The sequence below is a fragment of the Streptomyces pactum genome (assembly GCF_002005225.1).
Classification (GTDB): domain Bacteria; phylum Actinomycetota; class Actinomycetes; order Streptomycetales; family Streptomycetaceae; genus Streptomyces; species Streptomyces pactum_A.
Genome location: NZ_CP019724.1, coordinates 3,552,117 through 3,574,128, shown reverse-complemented (window position 1 = coordinate 3,574,128; position 22,012 = coordinate 3,552,117). Strand labels below are relative to the sequence as shown.

15 protein-coding genes and 1 pseudogene are annotated in these 22,012 nt (G+C 72.5%); 11 read left to right on the top strand and 5 right to left on the bottom strand.

Annotated elements, in window-relative coordinates:
- Positions 1 to 30: 30 nt before the first annotated feature.
- A complete protein-coding gene (locus B1H29_RS14610) occupies positions 31 to 660 on the bottom strand; it encodes a hypothetical protein (protein ID WP_199832338.1) in 630 nt (209 codons plus the stop codon).
- Positions 661 to 850: 190 nt separating this feature from the next.
- On the opposite strand from B1H29_RS14610, the pseudogene B1H29_RS39325 reads away from it, so the two are divergent.
- A pseudogene (locus B1H29_RS39325) lies at positions 851 to 1,123 on the top strand (DUF6228 family protein); the annotation flags it as partial.
- An 85-nt stretch (positions 1,124 to 1,208) separates the two neighbouring features.
- Positions 1,209 to 2,102: a DUF1963 domain-containing protein gene (locus B1H29_RS14605; protein ID WP_055418313.1), complete on the top strand. Its 894-nt coding sequence runs from the start codon at positions 1,209 to 1,211 to the stop codon at positions 2,100 to 2,102.
- A 1,243-nt stretch (positions 2,103 to 3,345) separates the two neighbouring features.
- Here B1H29_RS14605 and B1H29_RS14600 read toward each other — a convergent pair.
- Together B1H29_RS14600 and B1H29_RS14595 are read right to left on the bottom strand one after the other, a co-directional pair.
- Entirely contained in the window at positions 3,346 to 4,119 is a 774-nt protein-coding gene (locus B1H29_RS14600) for an SDR family NAD(P)-dependent oxidoreductase (protein WP_055418312.1), read from the bottom strand.
- Between the two features lie 41 nt (positions 4,120 to 4,160).
- The gene (locus tag B1H29_RS14595) at positions 4,161 to 4,829 is read right to left on the bottom strand and encodes an MOSC domain-containing protein (protein WP_107095271.1); all 669 of its coding nucleotides are present in this window, start codon (positions 4,827 to 4,829) and stop codon (positions 4,161 to 4,163) included.
- A gap of 91 nt (positions 4,830 to 4,920) precedes the next feature.
- Here B1H29_RS14595 and B1H29_RS14590 point away from each other — a divergent pair, with 91 nt between their 5' ends.
- Positions 4,921 to 5,841 carry a LysR family transcriptional regulator gene (locus B1H29_RS14590; RefSeq protein WP_055418310.1) on the top strand — a complete coding sequence of 307 codons (921 nt, stop codon included), beginning with the start codon at positions 4,921 to 4,923 and terminating at the stop codon, positions 5,839 to 5,841.
- Positions 5,842 to 5,997: 156 nt separating this feature from the next.
- Here B1H29_RS14590 and B1H29_RS14585 read toward each other — a convergent pair whose 3' ends face one another.
- The gene (locus tag B1H29_RS14585) at positions 5,998 to 6,336 is read right to left on the bottom strand and encodes a WhiB family transcriptional regulator (protein WP_055418309.1); all 339 of its coding nucleotides are present in this window, start codon (positions 6,334 to 6,336) and stop codon (positions 5,998 to 6,000) included.
- Positions 6,337 to 6,717: 381 nt separating this feature from the next.
- Between B1H29_RS14585 and B1H29_RS14580 the strand changes: the two genes are divergently transcribed.
- The 4 genes from B1H29_RS14580 (at position 6,718) to B1H29_RS14565 (ending at position 11,086) form a co-directional block, all read left to right on the top strand.
- On the top strand, positions 6,718 to 7,329 hold the full coding sequence (locus tag B1H29_RS14580) for a response regulator transcription factor (RefSeq protein WP_003948568.1): 612 nt from the start codon (positions 6,718 to 6,720) through the stop codon (positions 7,327 to 7,329).
- A 280-nt stretch (positions 7,330 to 7,609) separates the two neighbouring features.
- Positions 7,610 to 8,197 carry a sigma-70 family RNA polymerase sigma factor gene (locus B1H29_RS14575; RefSeq protein ID WP_055418308.1) on the top strand — a complete coding sequence of 196 codons (588 nt, stop codon included), beginning with the start codon at positions 7,610 to 7,612 and terminating at the stop codon, positions 8,195 to 8,197.
- Between the two features lie 139 nt (positions 8,198 to 8,336).
- Positions 8,337 to 9,845 carry an IMP dehydrogenase gene (guaB, locus tag B1H29_RS14570; RefSeq protein WP_055418307.1) on the top strand — a complete coding sequence of 503 codons (1,509 nt, stop codon included), beginning with the start codon at positions 8,337 to 8,339 and terminating at the stop codon, positions 9,843 to 9,845.
- Between the two features lie 116 nt (positions 9,846 to 9,961).
- Positions 9,962 to 11,086, top strand: a complete 1,125-nt coding sequence (locus B1H29_RS14565) for a GuaB3 family IMP dehydrogenase-related protein (RefSeq protein WP_055418306.1) — start codon at positions 9,962 to 9,964, stop codon at positions 11,084 to 11,086.
- Positions 11,087 to 11,643: 557 nt separating this feature from the next.
- On the opposite strand, the gene B1H29_RS14560 is transcribed toward B1H29_RS14565, so the two are convergent.
- Positions 11,644 to 12,852: a nucleotide sugar dehydrogenase gene (locus tag B1H29_RS14560; protein WP_055418305.1), complete on the bottom strand. Its 1,209-nt coding sequence runs from the start codon at positions 12,850 to 12,852 to the stop codon at positions 11,644 to 11,646.
- 293 nt (positions 12,853 to 13,145) lie between these two features.
- On the opposite strand from B1H29_RS14560, the gene B1H29_RS14555 reads away from it, so the two are divergent.
- The 4 genes from B1H29_RS14555 (at position 13,146) to B1H29_RS14540 (ending at position 22,002) form a co-directional block, all read left to right on the top strand.
- Positions 13,146 to 14,852 (top strand): glycerol-3-phosphate dehydrogenase/oxidase, encoded by a 1,707-nt coding sequence (locus tag B1H29_RS14555; RefSeq protein WP_055418304.1) that lies wholly within the window; start codon positions 13,146 to 13,148, stop codon positions 14,850 to 14,852.
- Between the two features lie 160 nt (positions 14,853 to 15,012).
- Complete coding sequence (locus B1H29_RS14550) at positions 15,013 to 17,076, top strand: serine/threonine-protein kinase (RefSeq protein WP_055418303.1); 2,064 nt, start codon at positions 15,013 to 15,015, stop codon at positions 17,074 to 17,076.
- 152 nt (positions 17,077 to 17,228) lie between these two features.
- Complete coding sequence (locus B1H29_RS14545; protein WP_055418302.1) at positions 17,229 to 20,087, top strand: protein kinase; 2,859 nt, start codon at positions 17,229 to 17,231, stop codon at positions 20,085 to 20,087.
- A 172-nt stretch (positions 20,088 to 20,259) separates the two neighbouring features.
- Complete coding sequence (locus tag B1H29_RS14540) at positions 20,260 to 22,002, top strand: serine/threonine-protein kinase (RefSeq protein ID WP_055418301.1); 1,743 nt, start codon at positions 20,260 to 20,262, stop codon at positions 22,000 to 22,002.
- Positions 22,003 to 22,012: the final 10 nt, after the last annotated feature.

The window sequence follows — 22,012 nt, the reverse complement described above, 5'->3', positions numbered from 1 at the left end:
GTTCACGGTCTCCGGGGGAAACCCTTGCGGTCAGCGGCAACGCGGGCAGTGGGTCTCGTCCGCCACGGGCCTGAAGAGCAGCGGTTGCACATGGTCGCCCGCGCATTCGCGGGTGCCTGCGAGGCGGTGGGAGAGGCGTGGGCCCGGGGGTTGCTGCCGGGCGGGGCGGTCGTCGGGGTGCGGTGGCGCCGAGGTGGCGGGCCGGTCAGCCGGTGCGGGTGGCGATGGCGACGGCGGTACGTCGCGGAGCAGGTGGCGTAGGAGGCCGCCGGGGCGGTGGACGGGGGTGCCGTCGTCGGGCAGGCCGCGCAGGATGTGCGTGCGGACGGCGGTGGGCGGGTGACCGGCGGCCAGCCAGCGGGCGGTGAGGCGCGTCAGCTCGGGGCGCATGGCGCGGGGGATGTGGCGCAGGTCGGGGGAGAGGGCGGGGAAGGCGTCGACGAGGGAGCGAGCTGCGGTGAGCTGGGGCTCGGGGGGTGCGTCGTCGTCCGGCTGCGGGGCCTGCGCGTCCGGTCCGGCTCGGGGCGGTGCGGGGGGCTTGGGGGGTTGGTTGGAGGTGTTTCCTTCAAGGTCTTGCGGTGGATAACCGTCGGTGGGCGGGGTGGCCGGCTGACCGACGGCCGGACAACGATGCCCCGGTGCGAGCTGCGGCGGCGCCACGCGTTCGGTGGTGGTCGTCCCGGCGGCCCCAGGGGCATCTGGGCGAGCAGCTTGACGGCTTCGGCGTCGCCCAAGGGCACGCTGGAGACGAGCTGTTGGGTGACCCAGAGCCCGCCGGGTCCTTGGAACCGCCGTTGACCAAGGGAATGAGCCTTTTCCAACCTCACTCCCGGCGACGACGGGGGGCGGCGATGGACTCGATGTGTTTTCGGCAGAGCCGGCGGAAGACTCCCGTGGGTGGAACGGTGCCCGAGCCTGGTGTTCCTTGGAACGAGATCTGACGGTCTCGGCCAAGCACGTGGAACCTCATGTCCAACTGACAGGGGGCTGCACCATCCATTCCCTGACGACGGGTGACACTTCGAAGTCAGGACTGATCACGCTCCCGGAGAGGGCATGCGTAACCCCGCCTTGGAGATGTGCGGCTTCCTGGAGCCGGATCCGCTGGGATGATCCAAGGTGACCAGCCGCTAGCTCCACCACGTACAGCCAATGCCCACCAACACCCCGATGGTTCAGTCGCGTTGGAAAGGGTTATCTTCTCGGGCATGGATCATCAGGGAGAGTTTCGTCGGGCAGCGCTTGAGTTGGGCATCCCGGACGACGAGGTCAGCAGATTCACCCAGCACCTTCGTTTGTCGATCGGGTTGTCCGGGGTGGGCGGTGGTTCTCCGGTCGGGCAGTTCGGTGGGTTGCCCCGGCTGCCGGTGGGCATGAAGTGGCCGTCCGCCGGGGACAGTCCGTTGCCGTTGCTCTTTTCCGTCGATTGTGGGGCGCTGCCGAGAGTCGACGGATTCGACCTGCCGGAGGACGGGACGCTGCTCTTCTTCGTGGACCAGGAGATGGACCATGAGGACAGTTCCGGGAGGTACGCGCGAGTCGTATATGTACCGGACGGCACCGAAACCGCGGTCGCGGAAGCCCCCGGCTCCGTGGGTGTCCGCGAGCAGCTCGACGTCAGCGCCGAGCTCAGAGCCGAACTGCCCCTTTGGCTCCAGGAGGGCGACGAGGACGATGACTGGCACGAGTACTGGGAGGATCTCGATTGGGAGGACATGTCGCCCTTCCAGCAGCAGTTGGTCCGATACATGGAGCGTGACCTGCCGCACCTGAACAAACTTCGGGACCTGGCCCACGACCTCTGGCCATCTGGCGCTGGCGTTGTCATCGGCGGGTATGCCGATGACGAGGTGATCAACAGCATTGCGGAGCAGACCCTCGCGGGACGCGAGAAGGCAGGCGAGATCCCAGCCGTCCCGATCGCGAAATGGTATTCCCACCTGGAGAAGGAGAAGCACCGGCTGACGAGCGAATGGATATCGCTCGCCAGTGAAGCGCGGGTCTACGAGGAGTACTACACGAGTTTTGTGATCCGCCACGACGACTTGGCCGCCGCTCGGGTGGACAAGGCGCTAGCCGTGACCAATTTCGATGCCCCGTGACCAGGTTCGACGCACCTCTACCACGGAACCTCTTCCAACCTGACGGGTGGTTGGGCTGGCAGACCTCCTGCCGCCGCGAGGGATGTCCCTGCAAGGATGGCTCGAGGCGATTCGTCGCAGGATCGCCGCGGCACAGTGACTCGAGTCCTCACCGCCTCCCTTCACTCAGACCGCACGGGTGCCGCTCTGGCCGTGCTCGCTCGATGTCACCCGGCCCGACCAGGGCCCTGCCGGACGATCAAGTCCGCCGAGACCGTTCACGCCGCGTCGTCCACCGATCACGCTGGCCGGACGGTCACCTGGGGATCACTCGCTCCGGCGGTGTGGAGACCGTGCGGGGCTGGGGAGAACGAAGGGGCCAGGGAACCAACCGGACACCGGAAGGGAGCGCGGCGACGCGCGCCGGTGCGGTATGGGCCGCGGCTCCGTGGGGGAGGGCCATGAACCGGTGGGTCGGCATCGTGTCGTTGCGGGAGACCGCGGCCCCGACGCCCGTGCACAGGATCGCGCTCGCCATCGAGGCCGCACGGCGGCGAACGTCGTACAGCCTGGACGGACGGCAAGTGCCGTACGAGAGGATGAGAGCCACCCTGCGCAGGATCGGGCAGAGGTACGCAGCCCGCTCGGAATGGGGGCGATGGTCCTACCGCGTCGACCTGGCCGGTGATTTTTTCGACGGTGGCGGCCCTCTTGGCCGGCTGTCCGGATGGCTCACCGCCGACCTTGGGCCGAACTCGACAGGTAGCCGACCGTCTCCGTCGGCGACCGCGCTCGGCAGCGCAAGCGGGACGGTGCGCGGTCGCAGAACCGTGGCGCAAGCACCTCCCGCCGGAAGAATCCTGTGGCTGCCGCACCGGTGAGGAAGGCGCCCCATCCGCCTCGGGCAACTCGCAGTCCGGCGGCAGGCCTGCCGCGGCCATACGTACGCGTCGAACGGCAGCTCGCCGTCCGTGACATTCCCCCACCGGCCCTCGTACAGCCCCCCGCCGCCCTGGTGGGCACGTTCGGGAAGACCGTCCAAGCCGCGATCCAGGACAGCGCGGGCGAGTGGGAGGCGGGCGAGCAGACCACTGCGTGGCTGGGGCTGGCGGCGACCCACCTCAGCCGCCTCTACGAGAGCGGATTCTCCGAGACGGCGGTGACGCCGCACGTCCTGGTCATGCTCGACAAGTACGTGGCCGTGCCGGACCGTTCAGGCAAGCCCGCCGCCGAGGAGGGAGGTGTGCGGCGCGGCTCGCGCCCCCTACCGCGGCCCGTACTTCCGCCCCGTCCGCGACGTGATCCCGCCCAGCATCCCCCGCGGCACCAGCTTCGCGGCGCCCATCAGGGCCTTGTAGCGCGGGTCGGGAATCGACAGGGACTTCCCCCGCGCGAGATCGTCCAGCGCCGCGGTGACGAGCTTGTCAGCGTCCAGCCACATCCAGTTGGGGATGTTGTCCGTGCCCATCCCGGCCCGCTCGTGGAACTCCGTGCGCACGAAGCCGGGGCACAGGGCCATCAGCCGTACGCCGCTGCCGGCCAGGTCCTTCGCCACACCCTGCGTGAACTGCACGACCCACGCCTTGGACGCGCCGTAGGTGCCGCGCGGGACGAAGGCGGCGACCGAGGCCACGTTGACCACGCCGCCGCGCCCCCGCTCCCGCATCGCCGCCGTCGCCGCCGAGGTCAGCCGGAGCACCGCCTCGCAGTGCACCTTGAGCATCGTCAGCTCGTCGGCCATCGAGACGTCGAGGAAGCGGCCCTTGTTGCCGAAGCCGGCGTTGTTGATCAGCAGGTCGACGGGGCTCCTGCGCTCACCCAGCCGGGCGGCCACCGCCTCGATGCCGGTGTCCGTGGCCAGGTCGGCCGTCAGGACCTCCGCCTCGATGCCGTGCCGGTCGTGCAGTTCGGTCGCCTGTTCGCGCAGCCGCTTGGTGTCGCGGGCCACCAGCACCAGGTCATGTCCGCCGGCCGCCAGCCGCCGCGCGAACGCGGCGCCGATGCCCGCCGTCGATCCCGTAATCAATGCCGTTGTCATGGCGCAAGGTTATGGGGCCGGACCGAGCAGATCCGTTTCGCTCAGGCGCCGTACGCCTCCACGTACTTCCGCGCCGCCGCCAACGCCTCCGGGTGCAGCGCCTCACCCGCCGCGAGCAGGAGCGGCAGCAGCTCCCGTTCGGTCGTCACGGCGCGGAACTGCAACGCCACCGTGACCTCGTGGGCGGGCCGGTGCACGATCTCGACGGCGTCGCCCGCCCGTATCGCACCGGGCTCGATCACCCGCAGGTACGCGCCCGGCGCGCCCTTCTCCGTGAAGCGCCTCACCCACCGCCGCTCACCCAGGTGGCCCTGGAAGGTACGGCAGGGGATACGGCCGCTGGTCACCTCCAGCACCAGGTCGGGGCCGATCCGCCAGCGCTCGCCGATCAGGGTGCCGGAGACGTCCAGGCCCGTCGTCGTGAGGTTCTCGCCGAACGCGCCGTTCGGCAGCGGGCGGCCCAGCTCGCGTTCCCAGTCGTCGAGGTCCTCCCGTGCCACGGCGTACACCGCCTGGTCGGCGCCGCCGTGATGGCGTGTGTCGCACACCGTGTCCCCGGCCAGCCCGCTCGCCCCGGCCCCCTTCGGCCCCGGCGCCGTCACCCGGACGGTCCCGTCGGCCGGCCGCTTGTCGATGCCGGTGACGCCCTCGGGGTGGTCCGTGTACGGCACGGCCCTGGCACGGCCCACGTTGACGGAGAGAAGCTTCATGGCGGAACGGTAGGACAATCGTCATCAAAGCGTCGACGCGTTATTCGGCGCCCGGTCAAAGGGTCGCTTATCGTCGCCTATCCTCGGAAGCGTGATCGAGGCTCGTCATCTCCGTGTCCTGCGCGCCGTGGCATCGACCGGTTCGTTCTCCGCCGCGGGACGCGAGCTGGGCTGCACCCAGCCCGCCGTCAGCCAGCAGATGAAGGCCCTGGAGGCCTCCGTCGGCACCCCCCTGCTCGTGCGCACCGGGCGCGAGATGCGGCTGACCCAGGCCGGTGAGGCACTGGTGCGGCACGCCGCCGGGATCATCGCCGGGCTGACCGCTGCCGAGGAGGAGGTCGCCGCCATCGCCGGGCTGCGCGCCGGCCGGGTCCGGCTGGTCTCCTTCCCCAGCGGCAGCTCCACCCTCGTACCGTCCGCCCTGGCCGCGCTGCGAGCCGCGCACCCCGGCACCCGGGTCTTCCTGGAGGAGGCCGAGCCGCCGAAGTCCGTGGAGCTGCTGCGCGAGGGCGACTGCGACGTGGCGCTCGCCTTCCGCTACGAGGGCGCGGCCGGCGCGGAGGAGTGGGACGACCTCGTCGTACGGCCGCTGCTGACCGACCGCCTCGTGGCCCTGGTGCCCGAACGGCACCGGCTCGCGCGCACCGAACCCGGCGGTTCGGTGGCCATCGGGGAGCTGGCCCGGGACCCGTGGATCGCGGGCTGCCCGCGGTGCCGGGGGCAGTTGGTCGAGGTCTGTGAGGGGGCCGGCTTCACGCCCCGCATCGACTTCGCGACCGACGACTATCCGGCGGTCGCCGGCCTGGTGGGGGCCGGTCTGGGAGTGGCCGTCCTGCCCCAGCTCGCCGTCGAGTCCGTACGGCCCCGCGGTGTACGCACGGTGACGCTGGAGCCTGCGGTGCGGCGGGAGATCGTCGCGCTCACCCTGCCCGACCTGGCCCAGGTGCCGGCGGTGACGGCGACGCTGGACGAGCTGGCCCGGGCGGGGGCAGGCCAGTCGGCGGCGCGCTGAGAGCACGGGCGCACCCCGGTGCCGGGGTGCTGAGGGCACGGGTACATCCACGCGCCGCTACCACCCACGCGGCGGCGCCGCACCCGCGCGGGTCGGGACCCTCGATCGCGCGTGTCGGGACCTCTCGATAAAGAAACTCGATAAAGAAACGTTCCTTCAGTGATGTGCGGCCGCCTCCCCGCCGGCCGACGCCGATGCCGTCGCCGCCACCAGGCGGTTTCGGGCCCGTCCCATGAGCTCCTCGCGCTCGTCCTCGGTCAGCCCGCCCCACACGCCGTACGGCTCACGCACCGCCAGTGCGTGCGCCGCGCACTCGGCGCGGACCGGGCACCTCATGCAGACCTCCTTGGCCGAGTTCTCGCGAGCACTCCGCGCCGCACCGCGCTCGCCCTCCGGATGGAAGAAGAGCGAGCTGTCCACCCCGCGGCACGCAGCCAGGAGCTGCCAGTCCCACAGGTCCGCGTTCGGTCCGGGAAGGCGGGAGAAATCTGCCATTGCGTGACCCCTTGTAGCCGATCTGGGTGGATACGGTGTCCACGACCGTACAACTACGATCTAAGGAGATGAAAATATGACTCATTGCGAATCTAGCCGCAGACACCAGCGAAGTGGAAGAAAAGCAGCTAAATGGGGCACCGGTTGTGATGAAACGGGGCGGGTCCGACGCGCATGTCTGCTGCGTGGCCGCCCCCTCACGTAGAGTGCCGAAGACGACACACAGCCCCGTAACTCTTTCGAGTGACCGTCGTTGAGAGTGCGGAGGCGGTTGAAGGAACAAGTGCTCGGGCGGGCGTCCGGGACGGTCGACCGCACAGGTGACGATTTCGTACCAGCCTGGAGGCTCAACGTGACGCGCATTTGCTGCGGAGGACGGCCATGACTTCCGTCCTCGTCTGCGACGACTCCCCGCTTGCCCGAGAGGCGCTCCGCCGCGCGGTCGCGACCGTGCCCGGCGTCGAGCGTGTGACGACGGCCGCCAACGGCGAGGAAGTCCTCCGCCGCTGGGGTGCCGACCGCTCGGACCTCATTCTGATGGACGTGCGCATGCCCGGTCTGGGCGGCGTCGAGACCGTCCGGCGGCTGCTGTCCGCCGACCCCGGCGCGCGCATCATCATGCTCACCGTCGCCGAGGACCTGGACGGCGTGGCCCTCGCGGTCGCCGCCGGTGCCCGGGGCTACCTGCACAAGGACGCCTCGCGCGCCGAACTGCGCGCCACGGTCACGCAGGCCCTCGCCGACCCGACCTGGCGGCTCGCCCCGCGCCGGCTGCGCTCGGCCGAGATGGGCGCCGCGCCCACGCTCACCGCGCGTGAGATCCAGGTCCTCGAGGGCATGAGCCACGGCCGCTCCAACGCGGAGATCGGCCGCGAGCTGTTCCTCTCCGAGGACACCGTCAAGACGCACGCCCGGCGGCTCTTCAAGAAGCTCGGCGCCTCGGACCGGGCACACGCGGTGGCGCTCGGCTTCCGGTGGGGCCTGGTCCGCTAGGAGCACCCCGTGCGGTGGAGGCCGGAAGGGCCCGTCGGGGATGCCGCGATCCCCGCTTATCGCGAGGTGGGCGGGGGTGACAAGGCGACCCGCCGGGTGCCCGCTGCTCGTTTCGGCGCGGATGACGCATCCTTGAGGTGTGGAGTTCCTCGGGGACGAGTCGGTCGAGCGGAAGGGGAGGGCGCAGGGGATGAGTTCCGGCGCACCTGCTCATAACGCTTCGGTGCACAACAACGGGCACGGAGCCACGGATCGGACGGCCGCAAGGCACCATGGACCGATGCGTGACGACGATGCTGCCCCTGACCAAGGGACGGTCGGTGGGCTCGTCCATCGTGCCGTCGACGGGGACGAGCAGGCCACGCACGACCTGCTCGCCCATGTCCACCCCTTGGCGCTGCGCTACTGCCGCACGCGGCTGTCCCGCCTGCCCGGCGACGCCCGGCACTTCGTCGAGGACCTCGCCCAGGAGGTCTGCGTCGCGGTGCTGCTCGCGCTGCCCCGCTACAAGGACACCGGGCGTCCCTTCGAGGCGTTCGTCTTCGCCATCGCCGCCCACAAGGTCGCCGACCTGCAGCGCGCGGCCATGCGGCACCCCGGCTCGACGGCCGTCCCGTCCGACGAGATGCCCGAGCGGCCGGACGACTCACTGGGCCCGGAGGAGCGTGCGCTGCTCAACAGCGACGCCGCCTGGGCCAAGAAACTGCTGGCCAACCTGCCCGAGAACCAGCGCGAGCTGCTCCTGCTGCGCATCGCGGTGGGGCTCACGGCGGAGGAGACCGGGCAGATGTTGGGAATGTCACCCGGTGCCGTGCGGGTCGCCCAGCACCGGGCGCTGAGCCGGTTGCGGGCCCTGGCGGAGCAGTAGCGCCGGACATGAACGGACGGTGACCGATGTCCGTACGAAGCTACGAAGGCGATGGGCGTCCTTGATCGTGGAATGAGCCACGTCCACTTCCCGTTAGCATGGACATCCGCACCGATCAAGGCCATTTGGGGAAGGTGTCATGACTGCCAACGTCGACGGAGTGCCCGAAAAATTCGCGACGCTCGGGCTGACCTACGACGACGTGCTGCTCCTGCCGGGCGCGTCCGACATGGCGCCCGACGAGATCGACACCGCCTCGTACGTCTCCCGGAACGTGCGGGTCAACATCCCGCTGCTGTCCGCCGCCATGGACAAGGTCACCGAGTCGCGCATGGCGATCGCGATGGCCCGCCAGGGCGGCGTCGGCGTTTTGCACCGCAACCTGTCCATCGAGGACCAGGCCAACCAGGTCGACCTGGTCAAGCGCTCCGAGTCGGGCATGGTGGCCAACCCCATCACCATCCACCCGGACGCCCTGCTCGCCGAGGCCGACGCGCTGTGCGCCAAGTTCCGCATCAGCGGCGTCCCGGTCACCGACGGCGCCGGCAAGCTGCTCGGCATCGTCACCAACCGCGACATGGCCTTCGAGACCGACCGCTCCCGTCAGGTGCGCGAGGTCATGACCCCGATGCCGCTGGTCACCGGCAAGGTCGGCATCTCCGGCGTGGACGCCATGGAGCTGCTGCGCCGCCACAAGATCGAGAAGCTGCCGCTGGTCGACGACCACGGCGTCCTCAAGGGCCTGATCACGGTCAAGGACTTCGTCAAGGCCGAGAAGTACCCGCACGCCGCCAAGGACGCCAGGGGCCGGCTGCTGGTCGGTGCCGCGGTCGGTGTCGCCGGTGACGCCTTCGAGCGCGCCCAGGCGCTGATCGAGGCGGGCGTCGACTTCATCGTCGTCGACACCGCGCACGGCCACTCCCGTCTGGTCGGCGACATGGTCGCCAAGATCAAGTCGAACGCGGCCGGCGTCGACGTCATCGGCGGCAACATCGCCACCCGCGACGGCGCCAAGGCGCTCATCGACGCCGGCGTGGACGGCATCAAGGTCGGTGTCGGCCCCGGCTCCATCTGCACCACCCGCGTCGTCGCCGGCATCGGCGTCCCCCAGGTCACGGCCATCTACGAGGCGTCGCTCGCCGCCAAGGAGGCCGGTATCCCGGTCATCGGCGACGGTGGCCTGCAGTACTCCGGCGACATCGCCAAGGCCCTGGTCGCGGGTGCCGACACGGTGATGCTGGGCTCGCTGCTCGCGGGCTGCGAGGAGTCGCCGGGCGAGCTGATGTTCATCAACGGCAAGCAGTTCAAGTCGTACCGCGGCATGGGCTCGCTGGGCGCCATGCAGACCCGCGGCGACCGCAGGTCGTTCTCCAAGGACCGCTACTTCCAGGAGGGCGTCGCCTCCGACGAGCAGCTCGTCCCCGAGGGCATCGAGGGCCAGGTGCCCTACCGCGGCCCGCTCTCCTCGGTCGTCCACCAGTTGGTCGGCGGCCTGCGCCAGTCGATGTTCTACGTCGGCGGCCGGACCGTGCCCCAGCTCCAGGACAACGGCCGGTTCGTGCGGATCACCTCCGCCGGGCTGAAGGAGAGCCACCCGCACGACATCCAGATGACGGTCGAGGCACCGAACTACAGCCGCAGCAAGTAGGCAGCAGGCTTCCCGAGGGCGGCCCCGGACCATCCGGGGCCGCCCTCAGCAGTGCCCCGCCGTGCCCGTCGGGGATACTGGAAGGCGCTGCAACGCATCAGGGAAAGGCCACAGACGTGACTGAGATCGAGATCGGGCGCGGCAAGCGCGGCCGCCGGGCGTACGCCTTCGACGACATCGCCGTCGTCCCCAGCCGCCGTACGCGGGACCCGAAGGAGGTCTCGATCGCCTGGCAGATCGACGCCTACCGCTTCGAGCTGCCGTTCCTGGCCGCTCCCATGGACTCGGTCGTCTCCCCGGCCACCGCCATCCGCATCGGCGAGCTGGGCGGCCTCGGCGTACTGAACCTGGAAGGGCTCTGGACGCGGCACGAGGACCCGCAGCCGCTGCTGGACGAGATCGCCGGGCTGGACTCGGACAACGCGACCCGCCGCCTCCAGGAGATCTACGCGGCTCCCATCCAGGAGGAGCTGATCGGGCAGCGCATCAAGGAGGTGCGCGACTCGGGCGTCGTCACCGCCGCCGCGCTCTCCCCGCAGCGCACCGCCCAGTTCTCCAAGGCGGTCGTGGACGCGGGCGTCGACATCTTCGTCATCCGGGGTACGACGGTCTCGGCGGAGCACGTCTCCGGTTCGCACGAGCCGCTGAACCTGAAGCAGTTCATCTACGAGCTGGACGTCCCGGTGATCGTCGGCGGCTGCGCCACCTACACCGCCGCCCTGCACCTCATGCGCACCGGCGCGGCGGGCGTCCTCGTCGGCTTCGGCGGCGGCGCGGCCCACACCACGCGCAACGTGCTGGGCATCCAGGTGCCCATGGCGACGGCGGTGGCGGACGTGGCGGCGGCCCGCCGCGACTACATGGACGAGTCCGGCGGCCGGTACGTGCACGTCATCGCCGACGGCGGTGTCGGCTGGTCCGGCGACCTGCCCAAGGCCATCGCCTGCGGCGCGGACTCGGTGATGATGGGCTCGCCGCTGGCCCGCGCGACCGACGCGCCGGGCAGGGGCAACCACTGGGGCATGGAGGCCGTCAACGAGGAGCTGCCGCGCGGCAAGAAGGTCGACCTCGGCACGGTCGGCACCATCGAGGAGATCCTCACCGGCCCGTCCCGCAACCCCGACGGCTCGATGAACTTCTTCGGCGCGCTGCGCCGGGCGATGTCGACCACCGGGTACAGCGAGCTGAAGGAGTTCCAGCGCGTCGAGGTGACGGTGGCGGACTCGCAGCACCGGCGCTGACAGCCGCTCGACGGCTCCGAGGAGGCCGGTCGCCCTTGACGGGGTGACCGGCCTCTTCGGCGTGTTCAGGGGCGCGCGCGGCGGGGGGCGCGTGGCGTGGCGCGGGGGCGCACGGTGGCCTTCGGGGCGAATACGCGGGGGAGGGCCGTGCGGGGCCGGTAATGTCCGTGTCCGGCGACCCAGTTCTCTGGGGCGCCCCCTTCCAAGGAATCGGTTCCGGACCCGGGCTCTCGGGGCCCGGCCCGAAATCCAGACGGACCGCCTACCGGGCTAATGGCGGCATCGTGGAAGGGGGCGCGCCATGGGCCGTCACCGCAAGCCCACCCGCTGGGACCGCATCCGTCTGCGGATGGTGAAGTTCCGGAGGAGGTGGATCTTGCGTATGTACGGGAAGTGAGCGGCCGCCCCTCAGCGAACTAGGGGCGGACACTCCGTTCACTTCTCAGGAGCCTGCCGCAGTACCCGCTGCGGTGGGCTCCACCTGCCTTCTACGGTACCCACGAAGCGCCCCGTCCACCACCAGCCCCGTGGCACGGTCACCCCCGCGCGCCCCCTCCTCACAACCGGTGCGCCGCCCCCGTGGGCGTGGCCCCGCGCGTGTCCAGCAGCAACTGGGCCTTCACCGACAGGCCCTGGAGGTCGTACGTGCGGTGCTGCTGGAGGAGGATCGTCAGGTCGGCGTCGGCGGCGGCCTCGTAGAGGGAGTCGGCGCGGGGTACGGGGCGGTCCGCGACCTTCCAGGACGGGATGTGCGGGTCGTGGTAGCTGACGGCGGCCCCCATCGACATCAGGCGGGTGGCGATCTCCTCGGCCGGGGTCGCCTGCTCGTCGGCGAGGTCGGCCTTGTAGGTGACGCCGAGGAGCAGCACCCGGGCGCCGCGCGCGGACTTGCCGTGCTCGTTGAGGAGGGCGGCGGCGCGCTGGACGACGTAGCGGGGCATCTGGGCGTTGACCTGCTGGGCCAGCTCCACCATGCGCAGGCTGCGGGGGGCGTGGCCGGTGAGGTCCTGGGGCACGGAGTGGCCGCCGACGCCGGGGCCGGGACGGAAGGACTGGAAGCCGAACGGCTTGGTCTCCGCGCAGCGCAGGACGTCCCACAGGTCGACGCCGAGGTCGTTGCAGAGGACGGCCATCTCGTTGACGAGGGCGATGTTGACGTGGCGGAAGTTGGCCTCCAGGAGCTGCACCGTCTCCGCCTCGCGGGGGCCGCGCGCGCGGACCACCTTGTCGGTGAGCCGGCCGTAGAAGGTGGCGGCCGACTCGGTGCAGGCGGGGGTGAGGCCGCCGATGACCTTCGGGGTGGTGGCCGGGGTGAAGTCGCGGTTGCCGGGGTCGACGCGGCTGGGGGAGTAGGCGAGGTGGAAGTCGCGGCCGGCGCGCAGCCCGGAACCCTGCTCCAGGACCGGGCGCAGGAACTCCTCCGTCGTCCCGGGCCGCACGGGCGACTCCAGGATCACCGTGGTGTGCGGGCGCATGTGGGCGGCCAGGGTGCGGGCGGCGGCCTCCACCTGGGTGAGGTCCGGGCCGCCGTCCGCGCCCGGCGGGGTCGGGGCGCAGATGACGGCGGTGCGGACACGGCCCAGCTCGGCCGGTCCGGTGGGGGTGCGAAAGCCCGTGGCGAGCATGCGGCGCACCTCGGCGGGGGTGAGCGGGTCGGCCTCGGGGCCGGTGCGGTACCCGAGGGTGGGGATGCCTGCGCTGACGGCGGCCTGGGCCAGGGGCAGGCCGTAGGGGCCGAGTCCGATGACGGCGAGATCTGCGGGCATGGCGTGGGCCGTCCTTCCCAGTAACCGAAGCGGGACAGGTGTGCAAGCCCGGTGGACAGCATGGGCGAGCACAACGTCAGACTAGGAGTAAATATGACCGATTTGCGGGATTGGTCCGCCGAGTTTCGGTGAGTGTCGAGTGGCGGCGGCGAGCTGCGGGGAAGTTGTCCACAGGCTGGGGCCGTGCGGCGGCCGATGTCGGGCGGGCCGGTCAGAATCTGGGCATGGTGGGTACCAGGAACCGGGCTTCGCCCGACGGGTGCGGCCGACGCGACACACAGCGGGAGGCAGCAGTGAGGACAGCGACCCTGGGGCCGGCGCAGCGCGCCGAGTCGCTCGCGGGCATGGCCGAGCGCGAGCTGGACGTACTGGTGGTGGGCGCGGGCGTGGTCGGTGCGGGTACCGCGCTCGACGCGGTGACGCGGGGCCTGTCCACCGGCCTGGTCGAGGCGCGGGACTGGGCGTCGGGCACGTCCAGCAGGTCCAGCAAACTGATCCACGGCGGCCTGCGCTATCTGGAGATGCTCGACTTCGCCCTCGTGCGGGAGGCGCTGAAGGAGCGCGGTCTGCTGCTCGAGCGGCTCGCGCCGCACCTGGTGAAGCCGGTGCCGTTCCTCTACCCCTTGCAGCACAAGGGCTGGGAGCGGCTGTACGCGGGGTCGGGCGTCGCGCTCTACGACGCCATGTCGATGGCCCGCGGCCACGGCCGGGGCCTGCCGATGCACCGTCACCTGAGCCGCGGTCACGCCCTGCGGGTGGCCCCCGCCTTGAAGAAGGACGCGCTGGTCGGCGCGTTGCAGTACTACGACGCCCAGATGGACGACGCCCGCTTCGTGACCACGCTGGTGCGTACGGCGGCGGCGTACGGCGCCCAGGTCGCCAACCGCGCGCGGGTCACCTCCTTCATCCGCGAGGGCGAGCGCGTGGTCGGCGCGCGGGTGCAGGACGTCGAGGCGGGCGGCGAGTACGAGATCCGCGCCAAGCAGATCGTGAACGCGACCGGGGTGTGGACCGACGACACCCAGTCGATGGTGGGCGAGCGCGGCCAGTTCCACGTCCGCGCCTCCAAGGGCATCCACCTGGTCGTGCCCAAGGACCGCATCCACTCCAGCACCGGACTGATCCTGCGCACCGAGAAGTCCGTGCTGTTCGTCATCCCCTGGGGCCGGCACTGGATCATCGGCACCACGGACACCGGCTGGGACCTGGACAAGGCCCACCCGGCCGCGTCCAGCGCGGACATCGACTACCTGCTGGAGCACGTCAACTCCGTGCTGTCCGTGCCGCTCACCCGCGACGACGTCGAGGGCGTGTACGCCGGACTGCGCCCGCTGCTGGCCGGCGAGTCCGACGCCACCAGCAAGCTCTCCCGCGAGCACACCGTCGCGCACCCCGTGCCCGGCCTGGTCGTCGTGGCGGGCGGCAAGTACACGACGTACCGGGTGATGGCCAAGGACGCCGTGGACGAGGCGGTGCACGGACTCGACCTGCGGGTCGCCGACTGCGTCACCGAGGACACGCCACTGCTCGGCGCCGAAGGCTACCGGGCGCTGTGGAACGCGCGGGCGCGGGTCGCCGCCCGCACCGGCCTGCACGTCGTACGCGTGGAGCACCTGCTGAACCGGTACGGCGCCCTGGCGGAGGAGGTGCTGGAGCTCGTCGCCGCCGACCCCTCCCTCGGCGAACCGCTGCACGCCGCCGACGACTACCTGCGCGCCGAGGTCGTCTACGCCGCCTCGCACGAGGGCGCGCGGCACCTGGACGACGTACTGACCCGGCGCACCCGCATCTCCATCGAGACCTTCGACCGGGGCACGCGCGGCGCCCGCGAGGCCGCCGAGCTGATGGCACCGGTGCTGGGCTGGGACAAGGATCAGGTCGAACGCGAGGTCCAGCACTACGAGAAGCGGGTCGAGGCAGAGCGGGAGTCGCAGCGCCAGCCCGACGACCTGACGGCCGACGCGGCCCGGCTGGGGGCACCGGACATCGTGCCGCGATAGGGCGGGTGGCAGGGGCCCCCGGGGCGGGGGTGACGCAGGGTCACTCCGTCGCTCCACCCGCCCCCTCGCCCGGCCGACGTCACAGGCACCCTGGGCGTCGAGCACTTGTCGGGTGAGGGACAATGAAGGCTCTGTCAGGGCGGGTTGCATGAGGGGACGCATGTCGGAGGCGGAGCGGGCGGGGACATCCCGTACGGACAAGAGCGCACGTCTCCTCGCCGGGCGGTACCGGCTGGGAGACGTGCTCGGCCGCGGCGGCATGGGGACGGTGTGGCGGGCCGAGGACGAGACCCTGGGACGCACGGTCGCCGTCAAGGAGCTGCGGTTCCCGGGAAACATCGACGAGGAGGAGAAGCGGCGTCTGATCACGCGCACGCTGCGCGAGGCCAAGGCGATCGCGCGGATCCGCAACAACAGCGCCGTGACGGTCTACGACGTGGTCGAGGAGGACGACCGGCCCTGGATCGTGATGGAACTCGTCGAGGGCAAGTCGCTCGCCGAGGCCATCCGTGAGGACGGTCTGCTGGAGCCGAAGCGCGCGGCGGAGGTCGGCCTCGCCGTCCTGGACGTCCTGCGCTCCGCGCACCGCGAGGGCATCCTGCACCGTGACGTGAAGCCGTCCAACGTACTGATCGCCGAGGACGGCCGGGTCGTCCTCACCGACTTCGGCATCGCCCAGGTCGAGGGCGACCCGTCCATCACCTCCACCGGCATGCTCGTCGGCGCGCCCTCGTACATCTCCCCGGAGCGCGCCCGCGGTCACAAGCCGGGACCGGCGGCCGACCTGTGGTCGCTCGGCGGGCTGCTGTACGCGGCGGTGGAGGGCGCCCCGCCCTACGACAAGGGCTCCGCGATCGCCACCCTCACCGCGGTGATGACGGAGAACCTGGAGGAGCCCAAGAACGCCGGCCCGCTGCGGGACGTCATCTACGGGCTGCTCAACAAGGACCCCGCCCACCGCCTCGACGACGCGGGCGCCCGGGCGCTGCTCAACAAGGTCATCCACGCCCCGGACCGGGCGGCCGGGGCCGAACCGGCCGACGCCACCAAGGTCGTGCCGCTGCCGCCGCAGTCGGACGAGCGGACCCGCCGGGGAGGTTCGGCGGGCGCCGGGGGCAGGCGCGGCGAGGAGCCCGGGGAGCGGTTGCGCGGGGCGCTCCGCTCCGTGCGCAAGGCCGCCGTCGGGGGCGGCGCGGCCGGTGCCGCGGCCGCCTCCCGGACCAAGCCGGGCGGGGCCGGTTCCGCCGAAGGCCCGGCCGCACCGGGAACCGGCATGCCGGGCTCCGCCGGGTCGGCCGCCGCCGCGTCGCGCGGGCCGGGTTCCGCCGCACCGGCGAGGGGGCCGGGTGCCGGTGCCGCAGCGGGCCCCGGTGCGACGAACGCGCCCGGCGGAAACCGGAACTCGGGCTGGCCCGTCGTGCCGCCACCGGACCTGCCGCCCCGGTCCGTGCCCCGGGCGCCGCTCACCGACGTGGTGCCGCGCAGGACGCTGGTGATCATCGCGGTGATCGTGACGCTCGCCGTGCTCGGCACCGTGCTGGCCCTCACCCTCGGCGGCGACGAGGAGAACGGCGCCCAGGGCGGCGGCGGTGACAAGGCCGTCGCCTCCGCCACCGCGAGCGGCGACACCAGGCAGGACGAGGAGAGCGGGACCGGTACCGACGGCTCCGCCTCGGACCCGGCGACGGACGGGGCCCCGGGCGGCGCCGCCCCGGACTCCGGGGCGAGTGCCTCCGGGGACGCCGGTACCGGATCCGGCTCTGACGATGCCGGGAAGCCGGACGACGACGAGGGCGCGGCCGCCACCCACCAGGGCGAGCAGGGCTACACCCTCGGACTGCCGAAGGGCTGGGAGTACCGGTCCACGGGCGCCACGGGCGACCGGTTCACCGGCCCGCGGGGGCAGAAGCTGCTCGTCGCCTGGACGTCCACGCCCAAGGACGACCCGGTCGCCGACTGGAAGAACCAGGAGCGGTCCATGGTCCGCTCCCAGTACGAGAAGATCCGCATAGAGAAGGTGGGCTACCGGGGCTGGAACACGGCCGACTGGGAGTTCACCTACACGGACGGCGGCACCAAGTACCGGACCGTGGACCGGGGGTTCGTCGTCAACGACCACCAGGGCTACGCGCTCATGTACACCGCCAAGGCCGCCGACTGGGACAGTGACCTGCGCCGGGACACCTGGCGGACTCTGACGAAGACCTTCGAACCCAAGCCCTGATCCCCGGCGCCCGGGTTTGAGCGGCCCGATATCTGGCATCCCCTCTTTGCGGGTTGCCTCCGGCACGTATCGTGAGTGCTTGCGGACCGTAAGCAGCCGGAACGGCCCGCCGGGCGAACGGACTTGACCGACGGGCTGCCGGGGGTGGCGACGTGGACGACTATGCGGGACGGGTACTCGCCGACCGCTACCGCCTGCCCCTGCCGCCGTCCGACGAGTACGAACTCACCGAGACCCGGGCCTTCGACACCTACAGCGGCCAGGAAGTGCTGGTCCGGCAGGTGCCGTTGCCGGAGGTCGTCGAGGCGGAGGTACTCGACGCGGACGGCCTGCCCGACGGCTTCACGGCCCGCGACGGCGCCGTCCGGCACCGCGGCGGGCGGTCGTCGGCCGCGCACGGCGGACCGCGGCGGCCCGCCGACCCGGTGGTACGCCGCGCCGTCGAGGCCGCGCAGGCCGCGGCCGCCGTCCCCGACCACCCGCGTCTGGACCAGGTCTTCGACGTGTTCGCCGAGGGCGGTTCACTGTGGATCGTCAGCGAGCTGGTGGCCGCCAGGCCGCTGGCCGCCCTGCTCGCCGAGGAGTCGCTGACGCCGTACCGGGCGGCCGAGGTGGCCTCCGACATCCTCCTGGCGCTGCGGGTGCTGCACACCTACGGCTGGGTGCACCGCAACATCACCGCGCGTACCGTGCTCGTCTGCGACGACGGGCGCGTGATGCTGACCGGCCTGGCGGTCGGGGCGGCGGAGGAGGCGCTGTGCGGGTACGACCCGGTCCCCGCCCCCGAGGACGAGCCGGGCGGCGCGGCCGCCCCCGACGGGACCTTCGGCCGGGGCCGCGGTGCGGAGACCGGGGCACTCGGTCCTGGCGGTGCTGTGGCCGGGCCTTCCGGTCCCAGCGGTGCGGAGACCGGGCCCCGTGGCCCCGGCGGTGTCGTGGCCGGGCCTTCCGGTCCCAGCGGTCCCGGGCCCGGGCTCCTGGGCCCCGGTGGCAGCGCCGGAGGCGGGCGCACGGGCTTCGAAGGCGTGCGGACCGGGGCGCTCGGCCCCGGCGGCGCCGATCCCGAGGCCGCCCGGCGGGCCGCCATCGAGGCACGGACCGCCGGTGGCCTGCCGTTGCCCGGGGCCCCGGGGCCGGGCGGCGCCGCCGGTCTCGCCCCCGCGCCGCCCGACACCGGCGGCGACGCCCGCGCCGCGCGCGCCGGGGCGATCGCCGCGTACCGCGCTGGTGCCCGGGCCGCGGCACGGGTCCAGGAGGCGCAGGACGGCCGCGCGGCCCTGCCCGGCTCCCGCCCCGCCCCCGACGACGCCGGCCGGCATCCCGGTACGGCGGACAACGACGCCGGTCGCTACCCCCGCACCCCGGGCGCCGGGCCCGAGGGGGTGCGGCCTTCGTACGCGGCCGGCCCCGAGCCGTCTGGGCACGCCGTCGGTCCCGGCGCGCCGGCGGGTCCCTCCCACGCCGCCGGTCAGGGGAGCCCGTCGGCGACCGGGCGTTCCGCCTACGCGGCCGCCCCCGGCACCTCACCCGGCGCCGTCCCGCCGGGGCAGATCGCCGACCCCTACGGCGTGGGCACGACCTCCTGGCACGGTGCGACGCCCCGCCCCGTCGGCGAACCGGCGTCCGCCGCGCCCTCCGCTCCGGCGGCCGGCCCCGCCCTGCCCGCCTCGGCGCGGGAGGAGCCCGGGCCCGCCGCGCCCACCGGGCAGTGGGACGACCCGGCCGCCCGTCCTCCCGCGCCACGCGGTCCGGCCACGGCGCTCGCCGCCGAGCGGGCGCGGCAGACGCGGATGGCCGTGGTCGGGCCGGTGACCGAGCGCTGGGCGCCGGAGCAGGCCGGGCCGGTGCACGAGAACTGGCAACTGGCCGCGCCCATCGGTCCCGCCACCGACCTGTGGGCGCTGGGCGCGCTGCTCTTCCGAGCGGTACAGGGGCACGCGCCCTACCCGGAGGAGTCGACCGCCGAGCTGGTCCAGATCGTCTGCGCGGAGCCGCCGGCGTTCGCCGAGGAGTGCGGGCCGCTGCGGCCGGTCGTGGAGTCGCTGCTGCGTCAGGACCCCACCGAACGCATCGAGTTCGAGGAGCTCAGCGGCTGGCTGCGTTCGCTGGTGCGGTCGGCGCCCGAGCCGGAGGCCGGCCTGCACGTCGTCTCGGCCCCGCCGGTCGAGACCGGCCGGCTGCCCATCGTGCGTCGCCGCGGCGAGCTGGTGCGCAGGCGGCGCGCCGGGCTGCCCGCGCACCACGGACGGCACAAACGCGACAGGCGGGAGACGACCCGTTCCCCGCGCAGCCTCGGCCGGGCGCTGCTCCTGCTGATACTGCTCGCCCTGGCCGGAGCGATCGCCTACGCCATGTTCTTCATGCCGAAGAGCGACACGACAGGCGACGGGCCCACCGACCGGACGGGGTCCGTCGGCGAGGCGAGCCAGGCGCCGCCCGAGCGGTCCCCGGACGTCAGCAGCGAGCCCCGGCCGGAGCAGACGTCCCCGGACGCCGGCCCCAGCGCCTCCGGGACGGAGACCGGATCCACCGAGACGCAGGGCAACGCCCCGGACGTCGCCGACGGGTTCGCCCTCCGCGAGGACGCCGAGGGCTTCCGCGTCGCCGTCGCCGAGGGCTGGAACCGCGCCCCCCGCAACGGCAGCGGCCAGGTCGTCTACGGCAAGGGCGACTTCGAGCTCATCGTCGTACCGGGCCGGGACCGCGCGGCCGAGTTCGGCGACGACCCGATGGTCTACCAGCGCGACAGTGAACCCGAGTTGCAGTCCTACCGCGCCTCGAGCTGGGCCACCTCCAGCGGGCTGAAGACCATCGAGGTCGGCGGACGGACCATGGCCGAGGGGCAGTTCACCTGGACCGGCGGCGACGGCGGCGAGCTGTACGTGCGCAACGTCGCGATGCTGATCGACGGGCGCTACCACGTGCTACAGGTCCGCGGCCCGGAGGCGGAGCGCGACGAGGTGACCCGGCTGTACGAACAGGCGTCGGCTACTTACCGGTACACGGGCTGACCGTGCCTCAACCGGGGACGGTCGGCCCGCTGTCCGCCGCGATGGTTGCCTCCTGTCACAGAAAGCGACAACCGTCACAGAGCGGTTTCCATACCGCCCCACCCGTTCCCCGGACGGGGCCCGGTCCCTAGTCTGACTTTGGACAAGACCATTGCGGGGCAACGTGAATCAGATGCAGGGCCGGCTCGTCGCGGGCCGTTACCGGCTCGGGGACGCCATCGGCAGCGGCGGCATGGGCCGGGTGTGGCGCGCACACGACGAGGTGCTGCACCGGACCGTCGCCATCAAGGAGCTGACCGCCGCGCTCTACGTCTCCGAGAGCGACCAGGCGATACTGCTGGCGCGCACCCGGGGAGAGGCACGCGCGGCGGCGCGGATCAACCACTCGGCCGTCGTCACCGTCCACGACGTACTCGAACACGACGGCCGGCCGTGGATCGTGATGGAACTGGTCGAGGGCCGTTCACTGGCCGACGCGGTCAAGGAGGAGGAGCGGGTCGATCCGCGCGAGGCGGCCCGGATCGGCCTGTGGGTGCTGCGTGCCCTGCGCGCCGCGCACACCGCCGGCGTACTGCACCGCGACGTCAAGCCCGGCAACGTGCTCCTGGCCGACGACGGCCGGGTGCTGCTCACCGACTTCGGCATCGCGCAGATCGAGGGCGACTCCACCATCACGCGGACCGGCGAGGTCGTCGGCTCCGTCGACTACCTGGCACCCGAGCGCGTCCGCGGCCACGACCCCGGCCCCGCCTCCGACCTGTGGGCGCTGGGCGCGACGCTGTACACGGCGGTCGAGGGCAGGTCGCCGTTCCGGCGCACCTCGCCGCTCACCACCATGCAGGCGGTCGTCGAGGAGGAGGCCACCGAGCCCCGGCACGCCGGCGCGCTCGCGCCCGTCATCAGCGCCCTGCTGCGCAAGGAACCGGCCTCGCGGCCCGGCATGACCGAGACCGAGCAGATGCTCGCGGAGGCGGCGGAGGGGCGGCGGCCGGACGCGGCCCAGGCGTATGTGCCGACGCGGTACTCGGGCCCGCGGGGGGAGAACGGCACGGCCCGCCCCGGGACGCCGGGGACGACGGGCGGGACCACCGCCACGCCGTACCGGCCGATGACCGGTCCGACGGCGGTCGGCCCCACCGCGATGGGCCCCACGGCGATGGGGCAGGCGGCCACGGGGCACGCGGCGACGGGAGCCGCGCCGACGGGCCCCACGGCGGCGGGGTACGCGCCGGCCGGCCCCACGGGCGCCGCTCCCGTACGGCCTCGGCGCCGACGCCTGCGCACACTCGCCCTGGTCGTCGCCGTAGCCGCCCTCATCGGCGCGGGCACCGCCGTGGTGCTCCAGCAACGGGGCGGGGGCGGCTCCACGGCAGGGGGCGACCCCACCCACTCACCGTCCCCTTCCGCCTCCGCCACGGCCGGCGAGGACACCGGCGGGTCCGTCCCGGCAGGCTGGGTCCGCCGGGACGACCCGGTGGGTTTCAGCCTCCACCTGCCCGAGAACTGGCAGCGGAAGGTGTACGACGACCAGGGCGAGCTCCGGCAGATCGACTACACCCCCGACGGCGGCGAGCACTTCGTCCGCATCGCCGTCGACACCGCCCCCGACTACAACGACCCGTACGCCCACCAGCTCGACCTGGAGGTACAGCTCCAGCGGCTGGTCGACTACCGGCGCGTCACCCTGGAGCGGACCACCTACCGCGACCACAAGAGCGCCCGGTGGGAGTACACCTGGACCGCGCTGGCGAAGGACACCCCCTTCCCCGGTCCGCGCCGCGCCGTCGAGGAGGCGTACATGTCCCGTGACGGCGTCGAGTACGTCATCTACATGTCGTCGCCCGCCGAGGACTGGGAGACCGCGCGGCAGCAGTTCCGGACGGTGCTGCAGAGCTGGCAGGAGAAGACCGCCTGATCCGCGCCGT

What these genes read in the sequence shown, in the direction of transcription:
- B1H29_RS14575 (WP_055418308.1), top strand. Translation starts at nt 7,610, where the DNA reads ATGCGTGACGACGATGCTGCCCCTGACCAAGGGACGGTCGGTGGGCTC.
- B1H29_RS14580 (WP_003948568.1), top strand. Translation starts at nt 6,718, where the DNA reads ATGACTTCCGTCCTCGTCTGCGACGACTCCCCGCTTGCCCGAGAGGCG.
- B1H29_RS14540 (WP_055418301.1), top strand. Translation starts at nt 20,260, where the DNA reads ATGCAGGGCCGGCTCGTCGCGGGCCGTTACCGGCTCGGGGACGCCATC.
- B1H29_RS14600 (WP_055418312.1), bottom strand. Translation starts at nt 4,119, where the DNA reads ATGACAACGGCATTGATTACGGGATCGACGGCGGGCATCGGCGCCGCG.
- B1H29_RS14595 (WP_107095271.1), bottom strand. Translation starts at nt 4,829, where the DNA reads ATGAAGCTTCTCTCCGTCAACGTGGGCCGTGCCAGGGCCGTGCCGTAC.
- B1H29_RS14550 (WP_055418303.1), top strand. Translation starts at nt 15,013, where the DNA reads ATGTCGGAGGCGGAGCGGGCGGGGACATCCCGTACGGACAAGAGCGCA.
- B1H29_RS14605 (WP_055418313.1), top strand. Translation starts at nt 1,209, where the DNA reads ATGGATCATCAGGGAGAGTTTCGTCGGGCAGCGCTTGAGTTGGGCATC.
- B1H29_RS14560 (WP_055418305.1), bottom strand. Translation starts at nt 12,852, where the DNA reads ATGCCCGCAGATCTCGCCGTCATCGGACTCGGCCCCTACGGCCTGCCC.
- guaB (WP_055418307.1), top strand. Translation starts at nt 8,337, where the DNA reads ATGACTGCCAACGTCGACGGAGTGCCCGAAAAATTCGCGACGCTCGGG.
- B1H29_RS14585 (WP_055418309.1), bottom strand. Translation starts at nt 6,336, where the DNA reads ATGGCAGATTTCTCCCGCCTTCCCGGACCGAACGCGGACCTGTGGGAC.